This is a genomic window from Paenarthrobacter sp. UW852, from assembly GCF_024608385.1.
Taxonomy (GTDB): domain Bacteria; phylum Actinomycetota; class Actinomycetes; order Actinomycetales; family Micrococcaceae; genus Arthrobacter.
This window is the reverse complement of sequence record NZ_JAMSGY010000011.1, coordinates 92,542-114,641: the sequence shown is the minus strand read 5'-3', so window position 1 is coordinate 114,641 and position 22,100 is coordinate 92,542. Positions and strand designations below refer to the sequence as shown.

18 protein-coding genes are annotated in these 22,100 nt (G+C 66.8%); 15 read left to right on the top strand and 3 right to left on the bottom strand.

Translation table 11 applies throughout. The features are described 5' to 3' along the window. Positions 1-6 precede the first annotated feature (6 nt). Entirely contained in the window at positions 7-213 is a 207-nt protein-coding gene (locus NEK97_RS17655; protein ID WP_257371056.1) for a helix-turn-helix domain-containing protein, read from the bottom strand. Positions 214-530: 317 nt separating this feature from the next. Next, positions 531-4,223, bottom strand: coding sequence for a hypothetical protein (locus tag NEK97_RS17650; RefSeq protein WP_257371055.1), 3,693 nt, complete (start codon positions 4,221-4,223; stop codon positions 531-533). 246 nt (positions 4,224-4,469) lie between these two features. Between NEK97_RS17650 and NEK97_RS17645 the strand changes: the two genes are divergently transcribed. Then, positions 4,470-5,642: a hypothetical protein gene (locus NEK97_RS17645; RefSeq protein ID WP_257371054.1), complete on the top strand. Its 1,173-nt coding sequence runs from the start codon at positions 4,470-4,472 to the stop codon at positions 5,640-5,642. Here NEK97_RS17645 and NEK97_RS17640 read toward each other — a convergent pair. Beyond that, on the bottom strand, positions 5,623-6,114 hold the full coding sequence (locus NEK97_RS17640) for a helix-turn-helix domain-containing protein (protein WP_142938930.1): 492 nt from the start codon (positions 6,112-6,114) through the stop codon (positions 5,623-5,625). The two genes, NEK97_RS17645 and NEK97_RS17640, sit on opposite strands and share 20 nt — an antisense overlap. Before the next feature lie 437 nt (positions 6,115-6,551). Between NEK97_RS17640 and NEK97_RS17635 the strand changes: the two genes are divergently transcribed. From NEK97_RS17635 to NEK97_RS17570, 14 genes are all read left to right on the top strand, one after another. Beyond that, positions 6,552-6,935 (top strand): hypothetical protein, encoded by a 384-nt coding sequence (locus NEK97_RS17635; protein ID WP_071416501.1) that lies wholly within the window; start codon positions 6,552-6,554, stop codon positions 6,933-6,935. 172 nt (positions 6,936-7,107) lie between these two features. Further along, complete coding sequence (locus NEK97_RS17630; protein WP_257371053.1) at positions 7,108-8,409, top strand: hypothetical protein; 1,302 nt, start codon at positions 7,108-7,110, stop codon at positions 8,407-8,409. 58 nt (positions 8,410-8,467) lie between these two features. Further along, positions 8,468-10,786 carry a phage tail tip lysozyme gene (locus tag NEK97_RS17625; RefSeq protein WP_257371052.1) on the top strand — a complete coding sequence of 773 codons (2,319 nt, stop codon included), beginning with the start codon at positions 8,468-8,470 and terminating at the stop codon, positions 10,784-10,786. Between the two features lie 164 nt (positions 10,787-10,950). Beyond that, on the top strand, positions 10,951-11,895 hold the full coding sequence (locus NEK97_RS17620) for a hypothetical protein (RefSeq protein ID WP_257371051.1): 945 nt from the start codon (positions 10,951-10,953) through the stop codon (positions 11,893-11,895). Next, positions 11,895-12,617 carry a hypothetical protein gene (locus NEK97_RS17615; RefSeq protein WP_257371050.1) on the top strand — a complete coding sequence of 241 codons (723 nt, stop codon included), beginning with the start codon at positions 11,895-11,897 and terminating at the stop codon, positions 12,615-12,617. Before NEK97_RS17620 ends, NEK97_RS17615 begins: the two co-directional genes overlap by 1 nt. Before the next feature lie 73 nt (positions 12,618-12,690). Then, the gene (locus NEK97_RS17610) at positions 12,691-13,497 is read left to right on the top strand and encodes a hypothetical protein (protein WP_257371049.1); all 807 of its coding nucleotides are present in this window, start codon (positions 12,691-12,693) and stop codon (positions 13,495-13,497) included. Continuing rightward, positions 13,494-14,225, top strand: a complete 732-nt coding sequence (locus NEK97_RS17605) for a hypothetical protein (RefSeq protein WP_257371048.1) — start codon at positions 13,494-13,496, stop codon at positions 14,223-14,225. Before NEK97_RS17610 ends, NEK97_RS17605 begins: the two co-directional genes overlap by 4 nt. A 57-nt stretch (positions 14,226-14,282) precedes the next feature. Next, positions 14,283-14,819, top strand: coding sequence for a hypothetical protein (locus NEK97_RS17600; protein ID WP_257371047.1), 537 nt, complete (start codon positions 14,283-14,285; stop codon positions 14,817-14,819). Next, positions 14,819-15,835 carry a hypothetical protein gene (locus NEK97_RS17595; RefSeq protein WP_257371046.1) on the top strand — a complete coding sequence of 339 codons (1,017 nt, stop codon included), beginning with the start codon at positions 14,819-14,821 and terminating at the stop codon, positions 15,833-15,835. The genes NEK97_RS17600 and NEK97_RS17595 overlap by 1 nt, the downstream gene beginning before the upstream one ends. Positions 15,836-15,929: 94 nt before the next feature. Next, complete coding sequence (gene mobL, locus NEK97_RS17590; protein ID WP_257371045.1) at positions 15,930-18,206, top strand: relaxase MobL; 2,277 nt, start codon at positions 15,930-15,932, stop codon at positions 18,204-18,206. A 160-nt stretch (positions 18,207-18,366) separates the two neighbouring features. Next, entirely contained in the window at positions 18,367-18,906 is a 540-nt protein-coding gene (locus tag NEK97_RS17585; RefSeq protein WP_071416492.1) for a hypothetical protein, read from the top strand. Positions 18,907-18,993: 87 nt separating this feature from the next. Further along, positions 18,994-19,833, top strand: coding sequence for a hypothetical protein (locus NEK97_RS17580; RefSeq protein ID WP_257371044.1), 840 nt, complete (start codon positions 18,994-18,996; stop codon positions 19,831-19,833). 25 nt (positions 19,834-19,858) lie between these two features. Then, positions 19,859-20,131 carry a hypothetical protein gene (locus NEK97_RS17575; protein WP_257371043.1) on the top strand — a complete coding sequence of 91 codons (273 nt, stop codon included), beginning with the start codon at positions 19,859-19,861 and terminating at the stop codon, positions 20,129-20,131. Between the two features lie 153 nt (positions 20,132-20,284). Continuing rightward, positions 20,285-22,051 (top strand): AAA family ATPase, encoded by a 1,767-nt coding sequence (locus NEK97_RS17570; protein ID WP_257371042.1) that lies wholly within the window; start codon positions 20,285-20,287, stop codon positions 22,049-22,051. Positions 22,052-22,100: the final 49 nt, after the last annotated feature.

Below are 22,100 nucleotides of genomic sequence, written 5' to 3'. Positions count from 1 at the left end.
CACTGCTCAGGGTCTTCCACTGCCATCGCCCTCGTCCGAGATCGCGGCCCCGCCGCTGCGGACCCAGGCGTCGACCTCGCTGGTCTGGAACTTCCAGAGCCTGCCGACCTTGTGGGCCGGCATGGAGCGTTCGGCGATCCAGATATAGACGGTCTCCTTGGTCACGCCCAGGTGGGCTGCAATCGCGTCGGCAGAAAGCCATGGTTCGCTCAATACTGCACTCCTCGGACGGACGGCGGCCCCTTGGTCATTGTCTGTCCCGATCTTACAGGTGTCCCACACGATCTGACTCGGTTTAGATCGGATTCACCCGGGTATGCACGCACCTTGTCTCGGCGACAACGAGTGATCATGCGACCTTCGACACGAGACTCAGAGGCCCGCGGCGATGATCGTCGACAGTCACCGTTGCGTCCAGGCCTATACCCCAGTCTTTCGCCCCGCCGGAGACCAGAGTCCGGCCCATTCGCGGACCTCGTCGAGGTTCAACGGGTCACCCATTGTCATGCTCGCGCTTCTCGGCCCGGGTCTCATACAAGATTCCGGACCTTCCTTCCGCGGATGAGCTTCGGAACAATCTCAATCCTCCCGGCGGCTTCGAGGCGTTTGAACAGAGTCTCGTTCGACGATCCTGCGGGGAGGTCGAACTCTATTCCGGGACCTGCCGACAGATCGTCGTATGGCTGGCCGAGCGACGCAAGGATGCCTGAGAGATCGGTCAGGTCGGTGTCTTTAGCGTAGGTCAGCTGACGCAGGACCACGTCCGGGTCCTGTGTAACACGAGCGATACGGCGGATCTCCCCGAGGGGCAGCCAGATCTGGTTGGCGATTGCGAACTGTCCGGCGGCGCGTAGAGCTTTCTTGTCGTCGCCGGGCACATAGTCGCCAAGGTGCTCGACCACCATCCGACGCAGCTCGTCGGGAATCCATGGGCTCTCCACGAACTCGCCGACGAAACCCGCCACGAGCGCCGGCGTCATGAACTCCGAGGCATTCTCCGACACCGCGAAGGCCTCGGAGACCGATTCCCACCCGCACTTCGCGAAATGAGCGAAGGTGTCGAAGGTATCCGGCAGCAGCTTCCCCTCCAGCGCCCTGGCGAGCAGCTGGTCGGGGCTCGGAGTCACCTCAGCGAGCTCAATCGCGGACTCGGGATTCAGCTGCTTGACGAGCTGGACCCGGGCCTGCGCCGTCAGGTGCGCCGAAGCATTCAGCACGCGGACCGCGAGGACGCCTCGGTCCTGGTCCGCAACCTCCTCAACGTCCCGCAGTTCGACCGGATCGGCTCCATCCGGGACGAGCAGGCCGGACAGATGTTCGTCGACCCCATGAGCCGGTGCATAAGCGGACACGTTGGCGACCGTCGGAGCCATGAGGCCCGCATCCACGATCAAGGGCCAGGTCGGCTCCGGGACGTCCTCGATCTCCTGGATTGTGGCGGAAGCTGAGCTCCGCTCGATGACGTCGCGCAGTTGGTCCTCCGTCCAGGAGCCGTGCTGCTCGTTGATGACATCGACCAGTACGGACTCCATGAGCACGATCGGCTGGGCCGATCCGTCGGCCTCCATCGCGGCGATGTAGTCGTCGATGCGTGTCTTGCAGAACTCCCACACGCTTGGCTTTTTGCGCACCTCATCGAGCGTCGGGGCTTCGTCGATCCCGAGTGCCAGTTGTAGGTTTGGCGCGCTGACCTCGTACCTGTGCACCGCCACGATGCGGTCCCGGAGCGGCGCGCTCAGATCGCCAAGGTCCGTGACCAGCAGCTCCACCGTCTCGAGGATTTCGAAGACCCGCTCAGTCTGAGGTGCGGTCAGACTCTCGCGGACGGCGGTGAGCCGTGGATAGGAAGACTCGAGCAGCGCCCGGGAGGACTCGCCGATCTCGTAGGCGTCGGCATGCAGCGCGTTCATGAGCGCCGCGTCGAACAGCTTCAGCCGCGTCTCTTCGTCCGGAATGCCGGGGTGGTTCGCGACGTACTCGAAGATGTCAAGCCACGGGTGTTTCGTCAGCTGTTGGACGAGGAGCTCGCGCGGGGCGTTAGGTGCGTTGAGGAAGGCATCCAGGAATACCTGGACGTCCTTGCTGTCGTGCGTGACGACGTACGCGACAAGTTGCTTCGCGTCTTCGGGCTTTTCTTTGAGCAAGTATGACGCGACTTGGAGGTTGAGTGCGCTCACGCTGCTCGTAAAGTCGGCCGGGACCTGTTCGAGCAGATTACTTATGGCGTTCTCAGAGGTGAACTCGTGGTCGAGGTACATCTCGTTCGGCTGGACGCTGTGGTTGTAGAAGAAGGCAACATCGACTCCGACGAAGCTGCCGTAGAAGATCGCGGAGTATTCGGCGTAGTTGCGCGTGATGAAACCCCGCCGCACGAGATCGCGCGCCAGCCCCGACTCAAGCACGTCGGTGATGCGCTGGTCGAACCCGGCTCTTCCCTTCGGTACGCGTTCGTAGCGGGCCAGTCCGGCAAAGTCCGCTCCTCGCAACGTCGCGATGTCCTGGTCGTACCGCTGGATCAGGCGGGCAAGCTCAACGGGATCAGGATCCAACCATTGCGCGGAATTCATGACCTCTGGGAAAACGCGGCTGATCTGTTCCGCAGAGGGCGTCACGAGGGTTGAGGTATTCCTCTGGACCATGGAGAAGGACTTCGACTTGGCGACGCGCTCCCAGAACGCCACTGTGTCAACCGCGTCGAACGCGTAATTCTGGTCATCAACCTTGACATAGATGTACTGCCAGCCGTTTGACGGAGGGAAAAGATCCTTGATGTGGCGGAGCCTTTGCCCCAGCTCCAGCGCAGTCTCCTCTTTCCGCTCGCGCTGTTCCTCGGTCCTCATCCGCTTGCGCCGCTGCTCCTGCAGACCCTCGATAAGTGTCCTGACCTCGTCGCGATGGAGCCGTTCGAGCTCATCGAGCGTGCTGGTGCGCTGGGAGATGGCCTCGAAGTCGGCGAGGTGGAAGTTCTTGTACGCGACGAGTGCGAAGAGGTGGTCCACCGTCATGCCCGGCGCGGGGGTCTTCGTCCACAGGAGGTGCTCGGCGAACACCACGAACTCGTTGCAGATGTTCTTCATCAGGCGCATGTCGGTGGTGTGCCGTGCGATCAGGTCCAGAAGAGGGCGCGACACGACGTTCTTGGCAAGACCAAGTTTTTCCAGCTCCTCGGCGAGGAGGTCACGGGCGTTGCGGTGCGAGATGAACGGCACCATGGGAACGACGATTTCGAAAAACTTGGTCCGGTTCGCCCGCCGGACCGCCTCTGCAGCAATGTCGAGCCGGGGCTTCGCGCTGGCCGTGGGGCTGTCCTGGCCGTCACTGGCTTTAGCCTCGCCGTCCTTGGACTTTCCTTCTCCGTCCTTGGATTCCGGCTCCTTTCCGAGCTGCTCGAACAGGCTGTCCTTGATGGCGTAGATGAACCGCAGAGGCTCGTCACTGGCCGGCCAGTTCGCGGAAGCATTGATGAGGGTGTTCAGTTCCCGCAGCGAGTCGAAGATCTGCGGATCCTCGAAGCGGTCTAGATCTTCGAAGATCACGAACCTCGGCTTGACGGTGTCAAAGAAGGCAACGATCTCGTCGAGAAAGCTGTCGAAATAGGTGGTCGGGCCTTCGCCCAGGGCGATTTTCGTGCCGGCAGTCGTGACCTCCGAAACGATCCGGTCGCCGATGATCCATCGGGCCGCCCACAGGGACGCCAGGACAAGACTGAAAAGCATTCCCGCCCGCACGAGGTACCCGGGCAAGTCAGCTGCGGCGTCCGGCCAGCCGGGTCCGGAACGCACCCCCAGCACCCAGAGAAGCCCCAGGCCCACCACGCTGATAAAGAGGGCATGAAGGAACGCACGGCCCTTGGTCACGGGTTTGGGCCGGGCGAACCTGGATCGACGGATCTTCCCTGGTGTCAGCCGGTAGACGAGTTGCTTGACCAGTTCCTTCTGGATCCGGTTGGTCAGGTCCTCGTCGTCTTTATCCGGGCCAAGGGTGTTGATACTGATGCGGACAGTGTCTTTGTGGTGCTTCTTCTGAAAGTCATCCAGCACGCTGGACTTGCCGGCTCCGTAGCGGCCGGTCAGGGCGATGTTGCGGTTCCTCTTGTCGAGGACCGCCTCCTCAAGGTGCCGCACGTATATCCCGTGCTGGCTCGGTTCGAATTCAGGGGCAAGGGTGCGCAGCTTGATCTGCTGCCCCGGTGCCTCCGGCTGGCTCAGACGTTCCTCGGCCACGGTTCCTCTTCCCCCAATGAGCCATGGCAGCGCTTGAGCGCACTACCTCCTCGTGATCTTATCGGGGATCAGGATGCGGTTGTTTTCCCTCACCGCGTCACGCGACGGCAGTGCTTCTCCATGCCCCGATAAGCGCACTTACCAGAGACCCGGTTCGAAGCCGCCCGTCGATCGCGGGTATGGGGAATCGCCACTGACAGACCATTGCGACTTGGATTCTCCGGCCAGTGAGTCGAGACTGGAGTCATGGCAGTACAGGTGAGGCTCGCAGCGCTCAGCGCTCCCACCGTCCCACCTGAACCGGAGGTGGACGACGAGCTGCGCGAGCTCGAAGAAATTTCGCGGTCTTTGGAAGGACACACGCTGTCTGCTGCCACCCGGCGCGCCTATGCCACGGCGTGGCGTGCCTTTGATGACTTCTGTACCGGCCACGGACTGGACGCGCTGCCTGCGCATCCGGAGACCGTGCGCTGGTACGTCGCCTGGATGTCCACGCAGCTCGATGACGACGGGCTCCCCCGGTTCTCCGTCGCGACGATCCGCCAGCGCCTGGCCGGTATCGGCGAGAGGCACCTGCGCGGCGGGCTTCTGGATCCCACGGCCCACCGCGGCGTGGTGGATCTCGTGCGCGGGCTGGCCAAGCTGCGGGCCACCAGGCCCCGGCGCAAGCGCCCTCTGCTTCTGGACGACGTGGTCCGGATCATCGCGGTGATGGAGCACGACACATATCCGGCAGGCGTGTCAGCCACCAGGGACGCCCTGGCGGTGTGGCTCGGGTTCGCAGGGGCCCTGCGCAGGAGCGAGGCGGCGGCCCTGACGCTGAACCGGCTCGAGCTGCACCCGGTCGATGGTGTCCACGTTCATGTGGGGGCCTCGAAGGCCGACCCGGAGAACGCGCTGCCGGACGTGGTCGTGCTGCCGTTCGGGAGCTCGCCGGCATCCTGTCCCCCGTGTGCGGTGCACCGTTGGGTCGTGCTGCTCGGGCTCGCCCGGCAGGACGACGCGCGCACACGGCGTCGCGGGATCATGCAGCAGCTGTTCTCGTACGGTCTCGAGGAGCACGTCTGCGGGGCCGCCGGCTCAACGGCGCTCATCAGCAGCGCCGACCTGGCCTCGGGCGCGCCCCTGCTCCGGGCAACGTACCGCAACAGGAAGGACGCCCGGATCCATGCACGGGCGGTGAGCGGCGACGCGCTGCACACGATGCTGCTCTCGCGCATGGTCGAGGCCGGGATGAACCCTGCTGCCTACGGCTTCCACTCACTGCGGGCCGGGCACGTAACCCAGGCGCGGCGCAACGGTGCGAGCACGGAGGAGATCATGCGCGCTGGCCGGTGGAGCCGGGCAGCGACGGTAGACGTCTACGACCGCGAGTTCAATCCTGCGGCACGCAACAGCGTCATGCGTCTGGGGTTGTAGACCCCTCGATGCCGGGGGCAACCCGGTGCCCGTGCTGGTCGTCCTCCTCGACCGGGACGCGGGCGTCGATGCTTTCCAGGAGGCGGAAGTCGACGACACCTTTGAGTTGAGCGCCGCCGCCGAGCACTTGAATGGCCTTGGAGAGCCGCAGCACCTCCAGCCTGTTCTTCTCCCACTCGCGCTGGGCCGCTGCGAGGTCGGCGAGGTACTGCTGCAGCTGGGCCTCGCTCTCTGCCTCCGGATCCTCGGCGACCAGGATCGCCAGGGGGACGTCCAGGGCCTTGGAGGCGGCGACCGCCTCGTCCAGGCGGACGGCGCGGATTTGCTGCTCTATCCGGGTCACCGCCGAAGGGTCGACGTTCGTTCCGAGGATCTCGGCAATCCTGCGGGCCAGCTCAGCCTGGCTGATGCCCAGGCGTTCCCTCTCCTGTCGCAGTCGGCGGGCGAAGAGGTCTCCGGGCAAGGCGTTCATCTGGTTTGGGCTCCTGGTCGGGTACATGGGCGCGAAGGGCTCAGCAAGAAGCGTATGCCGAGCCGTGCCGGAGCCGCACACCGCGCGCCCCGTCATGTGAAATCTACACGTTTTTGAGCAGAACGTCAGTCCTACCGCCGACACCTCGTTTGCGCTGGTCTTCGAGCACATTCCGGTCTCGTATCCGACTCGTCACTGATACGACTATGACTGATGACTCGAATGATGTAGATTGGTCACTGAAGATGTGCACGTATACGAGTCCCTAGAGAGGGGTCGGCCGCATGATTGCAGGCATTTCGCTCAACGGGGAGTCACGTCGCATCGGGAGAGACCATTGATAGGGCGCAGTGCTCTGTCTAGGCGAATCGGTTATGCCAGTCGCCTCGTGACACATGTCATGCAAGCGACCATTCGATAGGCGAGAGGAAAGAACCATGACGAAGATTTACGAGGCGGCATTCGAGCGGGTCGCCCTGCCCACCGCGGCGTGGGACCTGACGAGCTTCCTGGAGAACGCGAAGTCCCAGATCCAGCTCTGGGGCGGGCTGCTGCTCATGCTCCTGGGTGCGGTCGGACTGGTCTGGGGCGGCGTGCTCCTGATCAAGAAGCTGATGGCTACCCCGCAGTCCGCGGGCCAGCAGCAGGGCTGGGGCACCATCGCCCTGCTCATCCTGGTCGGCGGCGCGCTCGGCACCGGCGGGTGGTCGCTGATCAACACCATCGGCTCCGGCGGCCAGAAGACCCTCGAGGACCTCGGCGGCGGCTCGGTCCTCGTGCAGACGGTCAGCCACGTACTGACCAGCGGCGTCCTGGGCTAAGCCCGGCGCGGCAGGAATCAACGGCCGGGCACACAAAGCGTCGACGGACCGCACCGGGTCGGTTGAGGTCACCAGGCCTCAACCGGCCCGGTGCGTCGTTTCCGGGGTCGGACGACGGCGCTGACGACGAGCAGGACAGGCAGAGCAAGGAACAGGACGAACGGGAACGGACATGGGGATCAAGGACAAGGCGCTGGCCTTCGGCAAGCGGTTCAAGCTCGACTCGCACCACGCAATCGAGCGCTTCGGGGTGTTCTTCGGCATCTTCGCTGTGATGGGGCTGGTCGTGGTGGCCGGCTCGGGTGCCGCCGCCTTCAAGGCGGGCAGCGACGCGGTGTCGCACACCGCGCTCTACAACACCGAGTTCACCTCCTCGAAGACCCAGCTCAAGGGCACGGTCGACGGGGTCTACACCAATCACACCGGCAACAGGGCACTGGTCATGATGCACTTCCCCGCCAGCGCGGCGATCTCGTACAACGCGGCGGACTACCAGGCCTTCCTGCTGGGCACCAACGACAAGCTGCAGACCGAAAAGGTCAGCACCAGCGGAATCAGGGGCACCTTCCACGTCTTCGGCTCGACCGGTTACGTCGGGGTCCTCCTGGACGCGGACCGGCCCTTCGACCGGCAGGTGCTCAACCTGACCGTGCGCGCGAACGCCGAGCTGACCTACGACGAGCGGCAGCAGAGCAGGGATGACCAGGTCGTGGGCGACTCGAGCTTCAAGAAGTACGACCAGTGGCGCGTGATCATCAACCCGGGTGCGTCGGGCACCATCGACATCCCGGCCCTGGACGCGGCCAGCTTCGACCCGGCCCGGGCCTATTACGACGTCGTGCTGAAGACCCAGGAGCAGCAGACGCGGGACAAGCTCGACCAGAAGCTGCTCGCGATGCGCACGAGCCTGAAGCAGGTCGAGTCGTACACCTCCGACCTGGCGACCACCAAGGTCGATGGGCTTTTCCTCCGTCCGCCGGCCGTTCCGACCTCCATCGCAGGTGATCAGGTGGCTGGTGCCTCGGCGGCCGAGGCCAAGGACGGGAAGGCGACGCTCGAGCTGAAGACGGGCCATGTCGTGCCCGGCGGATTCGACTTCAACTGGCGCGCGGGCAACGTCTATGACGGCTACCTCGACACGCTCGTGCCCGCCGGGAAGGGCTATGTGCAGTTCCTCGCCGACAAGCGCGCCGAGGGCAGCGACAGCACGAGCCAGCAGGTCTCCGACATGAAGTGGGTCCTCTCCGACGGCACCGACCTGAAGAAGGACTACCGGTCCTCCGATGTGACGATGCGCCCGCTCACGAACGTGATGAACAACCTCTCCCAGGCCTACCAGGACTACGGCAAGGCCAAGTCGGAGTACCAGTCCGGGCTTCTGCTCGAGCTGCTCGGCCTGGACGTGAAGCTGCGCGATGTGCAGTCCAACAGCACTGCGAACTCGGCCGGGGACTTCCTGACCGTCTATCACTGAGCGCGCTCCACGGAGCGGGCAGTCACCACCCAGGCATCGAGCCGGAAAGGACAAGCTTATGGCCATCGACAAGCCGACGCGGCGGGATGACCCGGCCCGGCGCGCTGCGTCGCCCCGCGGGGACCGCAGGTCCGCCGACGGGGGTGCGAAGGAGGAGTCGCAGCCCCCTCGTCGTGAGGGGTCCGGCGAACGCCGCGCCGGGCCCCGTACCGGAGCGGCCTCCGCTCCTTCCCCGTCCGGGGATGCAGCCAAGGGCCTGCCGAAAACCCCGGGGGCCTCCCCCGCGCCGCAGCCCGTGGACCCGACGCCTGCGGGCCGCGGGTCGAAGCACCTGGGAACCGCACCGGCCCCGGACGCAGGGGCTGCCGCTGGCAAGGCCGCAGGTGCGGCCGACACAGCCAGCAAGACCAGCAAGGCTGCCAAGGCTGCCAAGGCTGCCAAGGCTGCCAAGGCTGCCAAGAGCCTTGACGGTGTCGCCGCCGGGGCGGCCGGGGGAGCTGCCCGCAAGGCGGTCGAGGGCGACGGCAGCAGCGCGGTCCGCCGCGGTGCCGGCCGGTACGCGGGAGCGGCTGCCTCGGGAGCTGTCGCCGGGGCCCAGGCCGGAGCCGCCGCCGGCGGTGTCGGCGCGCTGCCCGGGGCAGCGGTCGGCGCTGCCAAGAATGTGGGCCTGGAGACCGGCAAGGATGTTGTCGACGGTGCGTCCAAGGTCACCGGCGGAGGTCCGGACGCCGAGCCTGCCGACAAGCGGCTTGGTGCCGGGGGCACCGGCTACGAGCGGACCTCGCAGAAGGAGAAGGACGGCCAGCTGCTGTCCAAGACCGCTAAGGGTGTCGCCGTCGGCGGCACCGCGGCGGCCGCTCCCCCGGCTGCGGGGCTTCTCATGGTCATGGCCTTCCTGAAGTGGCTCAAGACCATGTTCTTCGCGATGCTCGCGATGGCCGCCAACGCGGCCAGCATGATCTGGGGTTTCATCCTCGGGATTGCCAAGGCGGTCGGGCACACGATCGCAGCGCCGTTCATCGCACTGGGCGGGCTGGTCGGCAAGGCGGCAGGAGCCGTGTTCGGGGTCACCGTGACGGCCACCGTCGCCCCGGTGGCCACGGCCGCATCCGGGGTGGCTGCGACCGTTGCCGCGGTGGCTGTGCTCAGCACGGTCCTCACGGGTGTGCTCGACCAGGCCGGCCTCGATGGCGGCCGCGGCTCGACCATGACTAACTGCATTGTCAACGTCAGCCGCAACGGCCCCGGCGCTGACGTCCCGGCGAACACCGAGGCGAACGCCCGGGCGGTCTACTCCGTGCTGAAGACCTGGGGCATGCCCGAGGAGAACATCGCGGGCATCCTGGGCAACTGGTCGCAGGAGTCGGGCGTGGACCCCACCAGCGTGGAGGGCATCTACAACGAGCCCTACCAGATCGGCCCGCGCAAGCAGACCGCGTGGGACGGGAACTTCACACACATTCCCGGCCAGTCGCACGGCGGCATCGGTCTGGGCCAGTGGTCGAACGGGCGAACCACGATGCTCATGGACTATGCCAAGTCCAAGAACCTGGACTGGTACACCATCAAGGCCCAGCTGGCATTCATGGCGGAGGGCGACAGCCCGGGGGACGTGGCCGTGTTCAAGGACATGATCAAGACCTCGCAGGGCTCTCCCTCTGCTGCTGCACTGCACTTCCACGACAAGTGGGAGCGCTCGGCCGACAACGCCTCACAGCTGCAGGAGCGTAAGGCCGACGCCGAGATGTGGTTCGGCAAGATGAGCGGCTGGACCGTCGACACCTCGGTCGTGGGCGGGGTCCAGGACATCGTGGGCGGCATTGTCGACACGGTCGGCAGCGGGCTCCGCTCCATCTTCGGCAACTGCGACAGCGACACCAAGGTGCGCCCGGGCAGCCTCGTCGACGGCGGCATGAACGAGGAGCAGGCCCGGCAGCTGATCGACCTGTACAACCAGGAGGGCGACAAGTTCCTGGACGACAAGTACGGCGCTGGCGGACCGGGCTCCTGCGGCGACAACCACGCCATGAACTGCGTGTCGTTCTCGGTCTACTTCATGAACAAGTACACCTCGTTCCAGCAGTACCCGCCGGGCGACGGCATCCAGACAGCCCACGCGATCGCGTCCATGACGGGCAAGCAGGTCTCGAGTACGCCGACGGCCTACTCGGTCGGTTCCGGGCCGGGTACGGGGTCCGCGGGCCACACCCTCGTGGTGCTGGGCGTGCAGGGCGACAAGGTCATCCTCGGTGAGGCCGGCTACTGCGCGTTCATGGGCCGCGTTCGCGTTGACAGTGCGGAGCGGATGAAGTCCGAGGGGTGGGTGTTCGTCGACGTCACGGACCTCATCACCACGGGCGGCAACCTGCCGGCGTAGCCGGCGGAAGCAGGGCCGGTGTCCGGACGATCCGGGCACCGGCCCTTTCTGCGTCCCGATCCGTGCGCAGTAACCTGTCGAATGGGGCAGACTCGTTATTGAATGACCATTGCAGATAGACTTGGGAGTCATATATGAGGACAACGCGAGAAAGGGCGGGCATCGTGACGAGTGCGGACGATGATGCGCGTGGCAGGGCCGGGGACACGGTCGAGGACGAGGACGGCGCGCCGAAGAAGCTGAAGGCCCCCGCCACCCGCAGGCGGGTCAGCGGGGTCGAACTCGAGGCCCGCTTCGAGGGCTGGCGCTCCGACCGGCGAGGAGAGCGGCAGGCACGCACTCCGGAGGACTCGGCGCGGCGGACGCGCCTGGTCTTGAGCGCCGCGATGGGCGTGGCGATCCTCGGGCTCGCGGCGGCCGCGGGAGTGAGCGGCAAGGGATTCGAGGCGGAGCACGCGGCCAACGCCGACCGGATCTCCGCGCTCCAGGTCCAGATCGAGGATGCCAGGAGCACTCCGGTCGACCCGGATCTGACCGGAAAGATGACGCGGCTGATGGAGGCAGCCGCAAAGGACGCCCAGAAGGTCGCGGAGGCCCAGCAGCGCTTCGCGCAGCTGCACCACGAGGCGGCGACACAGCCCAATGCGGGCAACGGTACGCCGAACGCGGCGACACTGCAGATCGCCGAGCACCGCCGGACGCTGGCACCCCTGTTCAGCCCGCGCTCGTTCCTGGCCGACGAGAAGGGGGCCTACTCCTGGACCTCTGTGACGCCGTTCGACCCGAGCACGCAGATCGACCCGCGGTTCCCCTGGTATGTGCGCTACGAGGGTTTGAAGGCTTCCTCGCCCGGAGCATACGCCTGGTCGGTCGAGTCGGTGATGCCGGACCTCGCCACCCAGGACGCCACGGGCACCACGCGCACGGCGCGGGTGATCTGGCTGTGCCGGGACACCGCGGGTGGACAGGTGCTGGCGTGGGCGAACGCGGCCTACTCCTACGACGGGAAGGCCGGGACTTTCGCCGATCTCAAGGTCGTGGTGACCGCCGCCGGCGCGGAGCACCAGCAGGGTGCATCGACGACGGGCAACGGAAGCGGAGAGGGCTGATGGTGCAGGAGCAGCAGGTTGACGGCACGGACGAAACGGCAGCGCCGGGACAGGGCTTCATGCGGCGCAACGCTCTGGTGGTCGGGGTCGCGGTACTGCTGGTTACCGCCGTGACGGTGACCGGCCTGACATGGGGGTCCCAGCGCAGCGCACTGGATCAGCAGCAGCAGACGATCACGGGCCTTCAGGGTCAGCTTGCCTCGGTCGGGACCGCGAAGTCCGAGCAGGTCGAGCAGGATGTCATGCAGTCGCTCGGCGTGAGCCAGAGCCGGATCCACGACGACACGCAGATCGTGGACCGCCTGGTGAAGACGGCATTCACCTGGGACTCCGGCCAGGCCTACGAGGCCGCTCGCCGGGACCTGAAAGAGCGCTACCACCTGTCCGAGGACGAGCAGTTCCTGAAGCAGTTCATGCCGCCGGCGCGCTTCAACGAAGACGCTTCGGGCAAGCGCTACTACTACATCGACACCCAAGGGCTGAACTCGGCGGTCAATGCCGACGCGGACCTCGAGGTCGTGAAGGTCACCGCGGACGAGTACACGTATGCCGTGCAGGTCGAGGTGGCGGCTACCTCCGATGCGGTGTCCCAGAACAAGGTGGCACCGGATCGGGTCAAGTCGTACCGGACCGTGCTGGTGTACCTCACCGTCGACGCGCAAGGGAAGGTCTCTGGTCTGTCCGCCATTCCCACTGGCGGTTCGACTCGTCATTCCAGATGATCCGACTCCCTTTCGACTCATCTTCTTGATAGAGTTGTACTGGTATTCGAGACGAAGAGCGAGTTGAGGGGCAATGGCATCGACAAAGATCGGCGAGTCGGGTGTGCAGGCTGACAAGCCTGTCCGCAAGACCCGCTTCGTGGCCGCGCCGGACGCCGGTGCGGCACCGGGCGACGCCGACCCCACTGGGGACGGAAATGTCCCGGGTGCACTGATGAGCCGCCGGGCGGCCATCGGCGGGGTGTGCATGGGGGCAGCTGCGCTGCTCTGCTTCCTGGCCGGCGCAGGTCTCTCTGGTGGCGAGGCCACCGTCAGCCACGACAAGGCTCAGCAGATCGTCTCCCTTCGCGAGCAGATCCGCACCGCCGAGGTGCGCACCGACGCCCTCCCGGAGGCCAAGGACGCTGACCGCGCCCTGGTCACCGCACAGGGAGCTGCGGAACAGATCGCCCGGTTGCAGAACGAGTACCGCCACCTGACACCCTCGGTGGCGGACTCGGGCGGGACGCTGGACCAGGCTGCCGCCGAGCCGACGCGCCGGAACCTCACCCCGCACTTCGCCCCCGACGTCGGGCAGGCCACGCTCCAACCCTGGTACCTGCTGGCCTCCGACAAGGACGTCGCCGCGGGCAACGAGATTCCGATGAGCTTCGACTCCGGCTTCAAGTGGGTCGCCCAGCGCCCTTACTCGGTCGAGGTGGACGGCACGATCCGGGTCACCTGGTTGGCGGTGCAGACCCGCCCGGCGGCCAGGCAGGCCCCGGCGGTACTGGCCTGGGCCCGGGCTGACTACGACATGACCCGCAAGAGCTTCTCCGGGGTCCAGACCGGAACGACGACCACGGGCGAGGCCCTGCGGCAGGAGGTGAAGGCACCGTGATCGAGGACGTGAAGGACTGGGTGCGCGCGAGGGCCGGGAAGGTCCTGGCCTGCAGCACCGGAACGCTGCTGGCGCTGTCGCTGCTCTCTCTGGCCCTGGCACTGCTGGCCGACGGTTCGGCGGACGCCGACGCCAAGGCCGACCTGCTCATCGTCCAGCTCCAGGGCAAGCAGGAGGACGCGCAGGCGGCACTTGAGACCGAGCACGCCCGGTTGCTGGCTGCCCTGCCGGGGATGGATGCCGAGCGGGCCGACCGGGACCGGGCCGCAGCGCGCTCGGTGCTGCTGAGCCTGACGGATTCCTCGGCTGCCTCGCGGACCGTTAAGGAGACGCAGGCCGCCCTCGATGCCCGGTACGCGTTTCTCGGGACCTCGTCCCGGATCCTCACCGAGTTCATCCCGGAATGGATGGCAGCGACCGGTGCCGGAAAGGGCGCGGGGACGGCGTACCAGCTGGCCGACTTCGACGTCGACGTTGCCGCGGTGAAGGGCCTGGACTACTCCTACATCAGAGTGGCGCGCCTGGACCCGGTCTCCGTCGACGGCAAGTCCACGGCCAAAAGTGAGTACGTGGTCTTCACCTTCGCCACCGGACAGGACGGCACGGTCGCCTCGTTCGAAGCGTACCGGGCCTCGGGCCGGACGCGGGACCAGCTTGTCGCGCAGAGGCCGCCTGCCTCTGCTTCACCGGCCGAGACCGCCAGCCCTGGACCCAGCCACAGCGGCTGACCGGCGGGACACCCGCACAGACACGACACGACACGACAACAACGAAGGACGAGACGAATGACGATCCAGACTCTGGACAAGACCGGCAGCGCGACCGAGCACGAAGCCCGGGTGGAGGCTGCCACTGCAGTCCCCGTCGAGAAGGCCGCGGCCAAGCCGAAGCCCGGGTGTGGCCCTTCGAAGCTGGCCGGCGCGCTGCGCCGCCTGGCCCCCGGGAAGGGCTCCGGCGGATCGCCGGTGCTGATCTGGGCGGTGTTCTTCCGCTCGGTCGTGCTCATCGCCGACTACGTGCTGGCCTCAATGACTGCGATGGTCGTGATCCCGATGCTCGGCGCGTGGCTGCACCGGCAGTCGGGCACAGCAAGCGGCGACCTGACCATGGCCGGGACCGTCGCGATGTGGATCGCCCCGCTGCTGTTTGTGGTCCTGTTGCTGGCCGCCGCGGAGATCGCCGCGATGCGCGGGATGTGGCGCTGGTCCACCCGCCGGATCCGGGCTGTACGCGACGCCCGCACCCCGGCGCTGGCCCCGGCCACCTCCGCCCCCAGGACCACCCACCCGATCAAGAAGACCAACCGGAAGAGGAGCAACTGATGCGCACTGCTGGACTGATTATGAATGACGTGTGGGCCGACCGGGCCCTGCGGGAGCGTGGCGTGCAGGCGCACCGCTACGACGGCCTCGATGCCCAGATCGGGGTGCTGGTCGACTCTGTCGAGCTCAAGCACCGCGGCAAGGAGGAGAACTACCGGCCCTACCTGCACGTCGTGGGCGAGCTGCGCTCGATCACTCCCGCCGAGCCGCTTCCGTACGGGATCACCCAGGTGACCTACTCGCACGGCCAGGGCGAGAAGGTCGACGCCTTCTACGAGTTCGACGACGAGCAGCTGGTCGCACTGGCGGCCAAGGGCTACTTCAGCCCTTCGTTCACTGTGCCCGACCAGCTCACGGGGATCGAGTGGGAGCTGCCCGCCAGGGCGGATGCCCTCGTGCTCACCCCGTCCGGGGACCAGGCCGATGCCCCCGTGGTCTTCATGAACGTGCACCGCATCGCCGATCTCGAGATCGACCTGGCCTCCACCGAGTACGACCTGGCGGCCTACTTCGCTGATCGCTCCAAGGATGGTCATGGTCCGGTTGAGTCCGTCGTCGACCAGCGGGGCCTGCGGGCCCGCTCCGACGCGATCAACTCGCTGTTCAGCGAGGACGAGCTCGACTTGGTCGCGCAGGCGGAGAACCTCCAGCGGCCGGAGGCGCAGCGGCCGGCTGCCGAGGGCGTCACCGCGCAGTTGCTGGCGGTCGAGGCCGAGATCACCGCGGAGCGCGAGCAGTATCAGGCTGAGCTGGAGCGCACTGAGGGCAGGCCCGAGCACCTGTATCACCAGCGTGTGGCCCCGGCCCTGCACCTGGACGGACCGGAGGATGCTGCCGCCCCTGCGGACGCGGAGCCGGATGCCGGCGCGACCCACGATCTGGACTTTGGTCTGGATGAGGAGGCCACCGGGCAGGAGGTGCCCGCGCCGACGCTCGAGGAGCGCAAGCGCGAGGCCTCCCGCCGCGCCGCCGACCTCGACTTCGGCGAGGAAGACGGGCACGGTCTGGGCCACTGAGGTCGAGGCGGGCAGAGCAGTCAGGACGGGCCCCGGTCGCTGGAGGACAGCGGCCGGGGTTCTGTGCATTCACACGACGGAGGGATGAGGCGGGATGGGCCTGAAGCAGTCAGTGGTCATCGTCAACGAGTTCAGTGTGCCGCTGCCCGGCGGCAAGGGGTCCCGGGGCGGCACCCCCGGCGACTACGTCACCCGGTACATGGCGCGCGAGCAGGCGACTGAGTCGCTCGCGCCGATCCAGCGGCTGCGCACGGACGACTTCATCCTGCGCTACATGGCCCGCGAGAGCGCGGTCGAGCGCGCAGGGACGAGCAGGGTCGAGGCCAAGACGACAATGCGCCAGGCCCAGGGCGATGGCGGCGTGGCCTTCGGCTACGGCTCAGTGTCGCTCTCCGACGAGCAGCTGCGGGCTGCGTCCCGGGACATCCAGAAACACTTCGAGAGCGGCAAGACGGTGCTGAAGACCGTGCTCTCCTTCGATGAGGAATACCTGAAACGGCACCGCATCGTCGGCGAGGACTTTCACTGCGAAGGCCGCGGGGACTACCGCGGCCACATCGACCAGATGAAGCTGCGGATGGCGATCATGCACGGGCTGGAGCGGATGAGCTCGGGCACGAGCGGTTTCGACGACCTGCGCTACGTCGGCGTGATCCAGGTCGACACCGAGCACGTCCACTGCCACCTGGCGATGGTCGACGCCGGACACGGCCACCTGGCCAAGGACGGCACACAGCGGGGCAAGCTTCTGGACCGGCACAAGTCCCGGTTGCGGCGCGGCGTGGACGCCTGGCTGGACGAGAAGCAGGCCGTCGCGCACCTGTCCAGCGCCGTCGGTTACGAACGCAGGAACGTGACGACCTTCATCAAGCGCTGGGCACACGAGCGCATGCGCTCAGAGGCCCTCCCCCAGTTCCTGCTGGCCTGCCTGCCCGCCGACCGCTCGCTGTGGCGCGCCGGAACCAACGATCTGCGGATGCGCAAAGCCAACCGTCTGGTCTCCGAGCTGGTGGCCGAGCAGCTGGAGCGGCCGGGCTCTCCGCTGCCGGCGGCAATGGAGAGGGTCGTGGAGTACGCCAATCAGCGCCGCGAGGCCGAGGGCCTGCGCACCGACGCGTGGCAGCGCCTGGTCGACGCGGGCCGCAACCAGATCACCGAGCGGGCGGTCAACGGGGTCTACCAGATGCTGCGCGCCCTGCCCGAGGAGGAGCTGCGGGTGCGTACACCGATGCTTGAGGTGATGGGTATGGACTACGCCGAGATGGCCGCCCTGGCCGCAGAGCGCCAGCAGCAGCACGGCAGCTCGGAGGACGATGTCGTCTCCTTCGGCTTCCGGCTGCGCAGCTATGCCTCCCGCCTGCAGCATCACAAGTCCAAGGCCAGCGCCTACCGCGACCTGGCCCGGCAATGGGAGCGTGCCGAGAAGGCCGAAGTGGCCGTAGAGGACTCCCGGCCGCTCTACGACTTCTACCGCTACGAAGAGGACTGGCACCGGCGGGTGATGAGCAAGTACCAGCACTTCCTGCCGTTTGTCGGCGACGCCAGCCAGTGGTACGCCCAGCAGCAGGAGGTCGCCGCGTACGGCCAGCGCCTGCTCTCGCTGATGGCGCTGCGCCAGGACGCCTCGCTGCAGCGGATGAAGGACGCCGACCAGGCCGAGGAGATGGGCCGCGAGATCTACGGCCAGCCCGGCGGACGGCACCTGACCGCGGGCAAGGCCGGACGGGCGGTGCTGGACGCGCGCATCGAGACGATGAAGCAGGTCTACGACGAACGGCTCCAGGAGCTGCGCACCGACCTGGCCGACTCGGGGCTGGTGCTCGTCGCCGGTCCTGCTGACCAGCGCAGCGCCGTCGCCGGCGGGGATCCGGAGGTCTCCACCCAGCTGTCGATCGAGACCGGGACGGTGCACCCCTTCGACGAGGTCAAGGCACTGGACCTGCATCACCTGGGCTACGACTTCGTGGCCGATGTCGAGATCGGCGAGCGGGCCCGGCGGGAGTTCACCGCAGCCGCGGCCGAACGCCGCCGGCTGCTGCTGGCGGCCATGGAGTACCTCGACCAGTCAGGCCAGTCCGAGGCGATCGCCGACCTCCCTGTCGACGACATCGCCGCGATGACCCGGGTCTCGCGGGAACTGGTTCCGGTGGAGGACGGCTCCACGCGGCCGGTTCTGCGTTCGAGGATCGCGGCGCTGCGCGAAGAGCAGGAACAGGCGGCCCGGATGCGCCGTTCGAAGGCCTCCTCGCTCGACGCCGGCCTGGTGGTGCGTGTCCAGCAGCGGGTCGACGCCGCGGTGGCTGGTGCCGGGGTCCTCCCCGGCCCCGAGCAGGAGCCGGCAGGCCGGTCCGACGGCATCCAGAACGAGTAGGGACATGAGTCGAAAGATCATTCGAATGGTTGCGGAATGCTCTATAGGAGTATTAGTGTATAGAGCAGTTCGGCACTGCACTTCGGGGCTTTGCTCGGACGACGTGAATGATCAAGGCCGTTCTGCCGAGTGGCGGACGGAACGACGAAAGGACGAGATCATGGCACTTCTCAAGGGCAAGGGCGCAATGACCGGGGTCAACCTCATCGCCAAGGTCTATGACAACGGCGCGACCAAGGACGGCAAGTCGCACTACGCCGACATCCAGGTCGACGCCCGCGACTCGCGCGGACCGGAGCAGAGCAACCTGCACCTGAAGTCCGAGCGCGTGAAGGGCCCGGACGGCAAGGAGCGCTTCGCCAACACCGCCCCCTACTCGGTGGGCCAGCTGGAGGAGATCGTCAAGGCCGCGGGCCCGAATACGGAGCCGCTGCTCAACAAGGACGGCGAGAAGGTCGGCACCGTCTACGGCTTCAAGGGCAACGTGATGCCGGCCTCGCGCGGCACCGGTCTGGTGGTCAACACCAAGTCCGTGGAGGCCAGCGACTTCAAGGTCGACGCCAAGACCCTGGACAACCAGTTCGCCTCCATGAAGGCGGCCAAGGAGGCCCAGGCGGCTGCCAAGCAGAGCCAGGCCGGTCCGGAGCAGACCGCCCAGGCCGAACAGGTCGTCGAGGCCGAGGCCCCCGCGGTCGGCTGACACCGATCCACGGCTCAGCAGAACTCATTGAAAGGCCCCCGGAGAGACCTCTCCGGGGGCCTTTCGCATAGAGAGGAACGAATCATCATGGCAGATCTCAGTAAAGGTTCCCAGGGCCGACCGGAGCACGGCCAGCGCCCGACGTCGTACACGCCCGAGCAGCTGGTGGCGATCCGCGGGGCCACCCCCGATACCGGAGAGCAGCGGGGCCCGAGCTCGCAGGCGGGCCTCGGCTCGGTGCGGGGTCCCCGATACAGCGTGCCCTCCTCCCCCGCTCCCGGCCAGCCGGGCTCGAGGTTCAACCCCAACGTGGTCGAGCGGCGGCCGCGCCCGCAGGCTGAGCCGGCACCGGGGATGATCACTTCAGCGGATGCGCCGAAGCCGGAATCGTCCCGGCAGGAGCAGCCCCAGGCGAAGCAGGCCCAGGCGAAGCAGGCCCAGGCGAAGCAGGCCCAGGCGAAGCAGGCCCATGCCGGCGGCACGGTTCAGGGTCCAGTGAAGGTCCCGCTCACCCAGCGGGCCGCCGGGTCGAAGGTCGGACAGGCCGTGCAGTCCGCAGGCCTCCGCGAGGGAGCCAGGCGGCTCGGCACCGAGGCCATGCAGGATGCCGCGGCCCACGCCCAACGTGCCCAGCAGTCCGGTGCATCGACCAGGGGCGTCGCCGCCAGCGCCGTCAGGGGAGCTGCCGTGGGTGCAGCCCGCGGGCTGCACACGGAGCTGGACGGACATGGCGGACAGAAGGCCCCCCAGGGCTCCGCTGCCGGGGCGGACCTGGTCGGGCGGATGGGTTCGGTTGTCGGCCGTGGTGCTCAGGAGCAGCTGCCGGGCACCTCGCCGCAGGGACGGAAGCCGGTCAGCGAGAGGTACGACTATCAGTTCGAGGGCCAGGGCGGGCCCGAGGGCACCGAGCAGCAGCGCGGGGCCTGAGACAGGCACGGAGGAGGAGAAGGCTATGGCGACGAACGATCCCAGCCCACTGAGCGGAACGAGCCTGCTGGAGCTGGGCCTGGACGAGATCACGGCCCCGGACGAGGGCAAGGACATGTGGGCCGAGGCCGGGCGCGCACTGGTCGACCGCGTGGGTGCCTCGATGCGTCAGCAGCGGGAGGCGAACGAGCGGGCACGGCGCGACCGGGAGTCCAGCAGGCCGCTGAGCGAGCGGTACGACTACCAGTTCGAGCAGGATGGGGCTTCGCCCCAGGAGGACCGCCAGCAGGGGCTGTGACAGCACCCCTACGGAGTGAATGGCCAAGAGGCCCCCGGATATGAGTCCGGGGGTCTTTCACTGTCCTATCGCAGTCGAGCCGAATGGTGCCATGATAGACTTTCGACTGATCTATCAGATGAATTCAAGTCTTGGCGAGAGGTCTTCCACGGCATGTTCCATGAAGTGCACCTGAATGAGGGCTATCCGCTCCTGTCGAAGCTGTCGGACCCGCTGAAGAGGGCCGAGCGCGAGATCGTCGGCCGCGAGCACGAGAAGCTCCAGCTGCTGGCCTCGATGAGCAGGCCGGAGCTGTGCAACGCCCTGCTCCTGGCCGAGGCAGGTACGGGTAAGACCGCTCTCGTCCAGGCCACGATGGCCGCTGATGCCGAGCGGCTCTATCTCGAGGTCGATCCGTCCCGGATGATCTCCGAGGCCGGCGACTCGGACCGCATGGCCGCCATGCTCAAGGGCTTCTTCGACGAGGCCGAGCACTTCGTGGCGGACGAGAAGCAGGAGCTGGTCCTGTTCATCGACGAGTTCCACCAGATCATCCAGCTTTCCGACGCTGCGGTTGAGGCGATCAAGCCGGTGCTGGCGGCCTCCGGGGCACGCGGCATCCGAATCATCGCCGCGACGACCTATGACGAGTTCCACAGGCACATTGCGCCGAATCAGCCGCTGGTTGAACGGCTGCAGCGCATCAACCTGACGCCGCCGGACCAGGAGACGACGATCCGGATTCTGCAGGGCATGGCCGAGCACTACGACGTCGCCGACCAGTTCTACGACGATCACATCTACCGGCAGATCTATGAGTACACCGAGCGCTACATGCCGGCGAGCTCGCAGCCGCGCAAGTCGATCCTGGTGCTGGACAGCATGGTTGGCTGGCACCGCCTCACCAAGCGGGCGCTGGACCGCGATCTGCTCTCGGACGTGCTCCAGGAGTCCCTGGGCGTCAACGTTGCCTTCAAGGTCGACGGCGCGAAGATCAAGGAGCAGCTGGACTCGAAGGTGTTCAGCCAGGACCTGGCCACGCGTGCGGTCGCGCGGCGGCTGCAGCTGTCGGTCGCGGACCTGAACGACAAGGGCCGGCCGGAGGCCTCGCTGCTGTTCACGGGGTCGACCGGCGTGGGTAAGACCGAGCTTGCCAAGCAGCTGGCACGGCTGCTCTTCGGTGACGACCAGCGCCACCTGATCCGCTTCGACATGTCCGAGTACGCCCAGGACTCCTCGATGGACCTGTTCCGCTCCGAGCTGACGAAGCGGGTCTGGGACCTCTCGCACGCCGTACTGCTGTTCGACGAGGTCGAAAAGGCCTCGGCGATGGTCACCCGCCTGCTGCTGCAGGTGCTCGACGACGGCCGGCTCTCCGACGACAACAACCGCGAGGTCAGCTTCCTGAACACCTACATCGTCATGACGACGAACGCAGGCTCGGAGATTTACAAGACCATCGCGCAGTACGCGGCCGACGACACGGGCTCGGGCGAGCAGCTGCTGAAGTACGACAAGCTCATCCGCCGCTCGATCACCGAGACCTCGGCGGATAACCGCTTCCCGCCCGAGCTGTTGGGCCGTATCGACGCCATCGTCCCGTTCCAGCCGCTCTCTGAGGACACGCAGCGCAAGATCGTGCGCAACAAGCTGCGCCACATGGTGCAGGAGGTCCTCATCAAGCACAACGTGCGGGTGGACATCGACCAGAGGGTCCTGCAGTACCTCATTGACGACAAGGGCGACACCGACTCCAATGCCGGCGGTGCCCGTGGCGCGGTGGCGAAGATGACCGACGAGGTCACCACCGGAGTGGCGACGTTCATCAACGAGCATCCCTCTGAGCGGCGGATCCGGATCGACGTCGTCGGCGAGCTGGCGAGCGACCACAAGGACATGCTCACCTCCGATGCGTGCATCGAGGTGAGCGCCGTGCGCTGATCTGAGCCAGCGGCCATTGTGGGCCATTCGGCGTCGTGTCGAATTGTCT

Bases quoted from the DNA above. Each gene is read 5' to 3' on its own strand.
- NEK97_RS17600 (WP_257371047.1), top strand. From the start codon at position 14,283: ATGACGATCCAGACTCTGGACAAGACCGGCAGCGCGACCGAGCACGAA.
- NEK97_RS17615 (WP_257371050.1), top strand. From the start codon at position 11,895: ATGGTGCAGGAGCAGCAGGTTGACGGCACGGACGAAACGGCAGCGCCG.
- NEK97_RS17635 (WP_071416501.1), top strand. From the start codon at position 6,552: ATGACGAAGATTTACGAGGCGGCATTCGAGCGGGTCGCCCTGCCCACC.
- NEK97_RS17645 (WP_257371054.1), top strand. From the start codon at position 4,470: ATGGCAGTACAGGTGAGGCTCGCAGCGCTCAGCGCTCCCACCGTCCCA.
- NEK97_RS17595 (WP_257371046.1), top strand. From the start codon at position 14,819: ATGCGCACTGCTGGACTGATTATGAATGACGTGTGGGCCGACCGGGCC.
- NEK97_RS17625 (WP_257371052.1), top strand. From the start codon at position 8,468: ATGGCCATCGACAAGCCGACGCGGCGGGATGACCCGGCCCGGCGCGCT.
- NEK97_RS17630 (WP_257371053.1), top strand. From the start codon at position 7,108: ATGGGGATCAAGGACAAGGCGCTGGCCTTCGGCAAGCGGTTCAAGCTC.
- NEK97_RS17585 (WP_071416492.1), top strand. From the start codon at position 18,367: ATGGCACTTCTCAAGGGCAAGGGCGCAATGACCGGGGTCAACCTCATC.
- NEK97_RS17580 (WP_257371044.1), top strand. From the start codon at position 18,994: ATGGCAGATCTCAGTAAAGGTTCCCAGGGCCGACCGGAGCACGGCCAG.
- mobL (WP_257371045.1), top strand. From the start codon at position 15,930: ATGGGCCTGAAGCAGTCAGTGGTCATCGTCAACGAGTTCAGTGTGCCG.
- NEK97_RS17610 (WP_257371049.1), top strand. From the start codon at position 12,691: ATGGCATCGACAAAGATCGGCGAGTCGGGTGTGCAGGCTGACAAGCCT.
- NEK97_RS17575 (WP_257371043.1), top strand. From the start codon at position 19,859: ATGGCGACGAACGATCCCAGCCCACTGAGCGGAACGAGCCTGCTGGAG.
- NEK97_RS17640 (WP_142938930.1), bottom strand. From the start codon at position 6,114: ATGAACGCCTTGCCCGGAGACCTCTTCGCCCGCCGACTGCGACAGGAG.
- NEK97_RS17570 (WP_257371042.1), top strand. From the start codon at position 20,285: ATGTTCCATGAAGTGCACCTGAATGAGGGCTATCCGCTCCTGTCGAAG.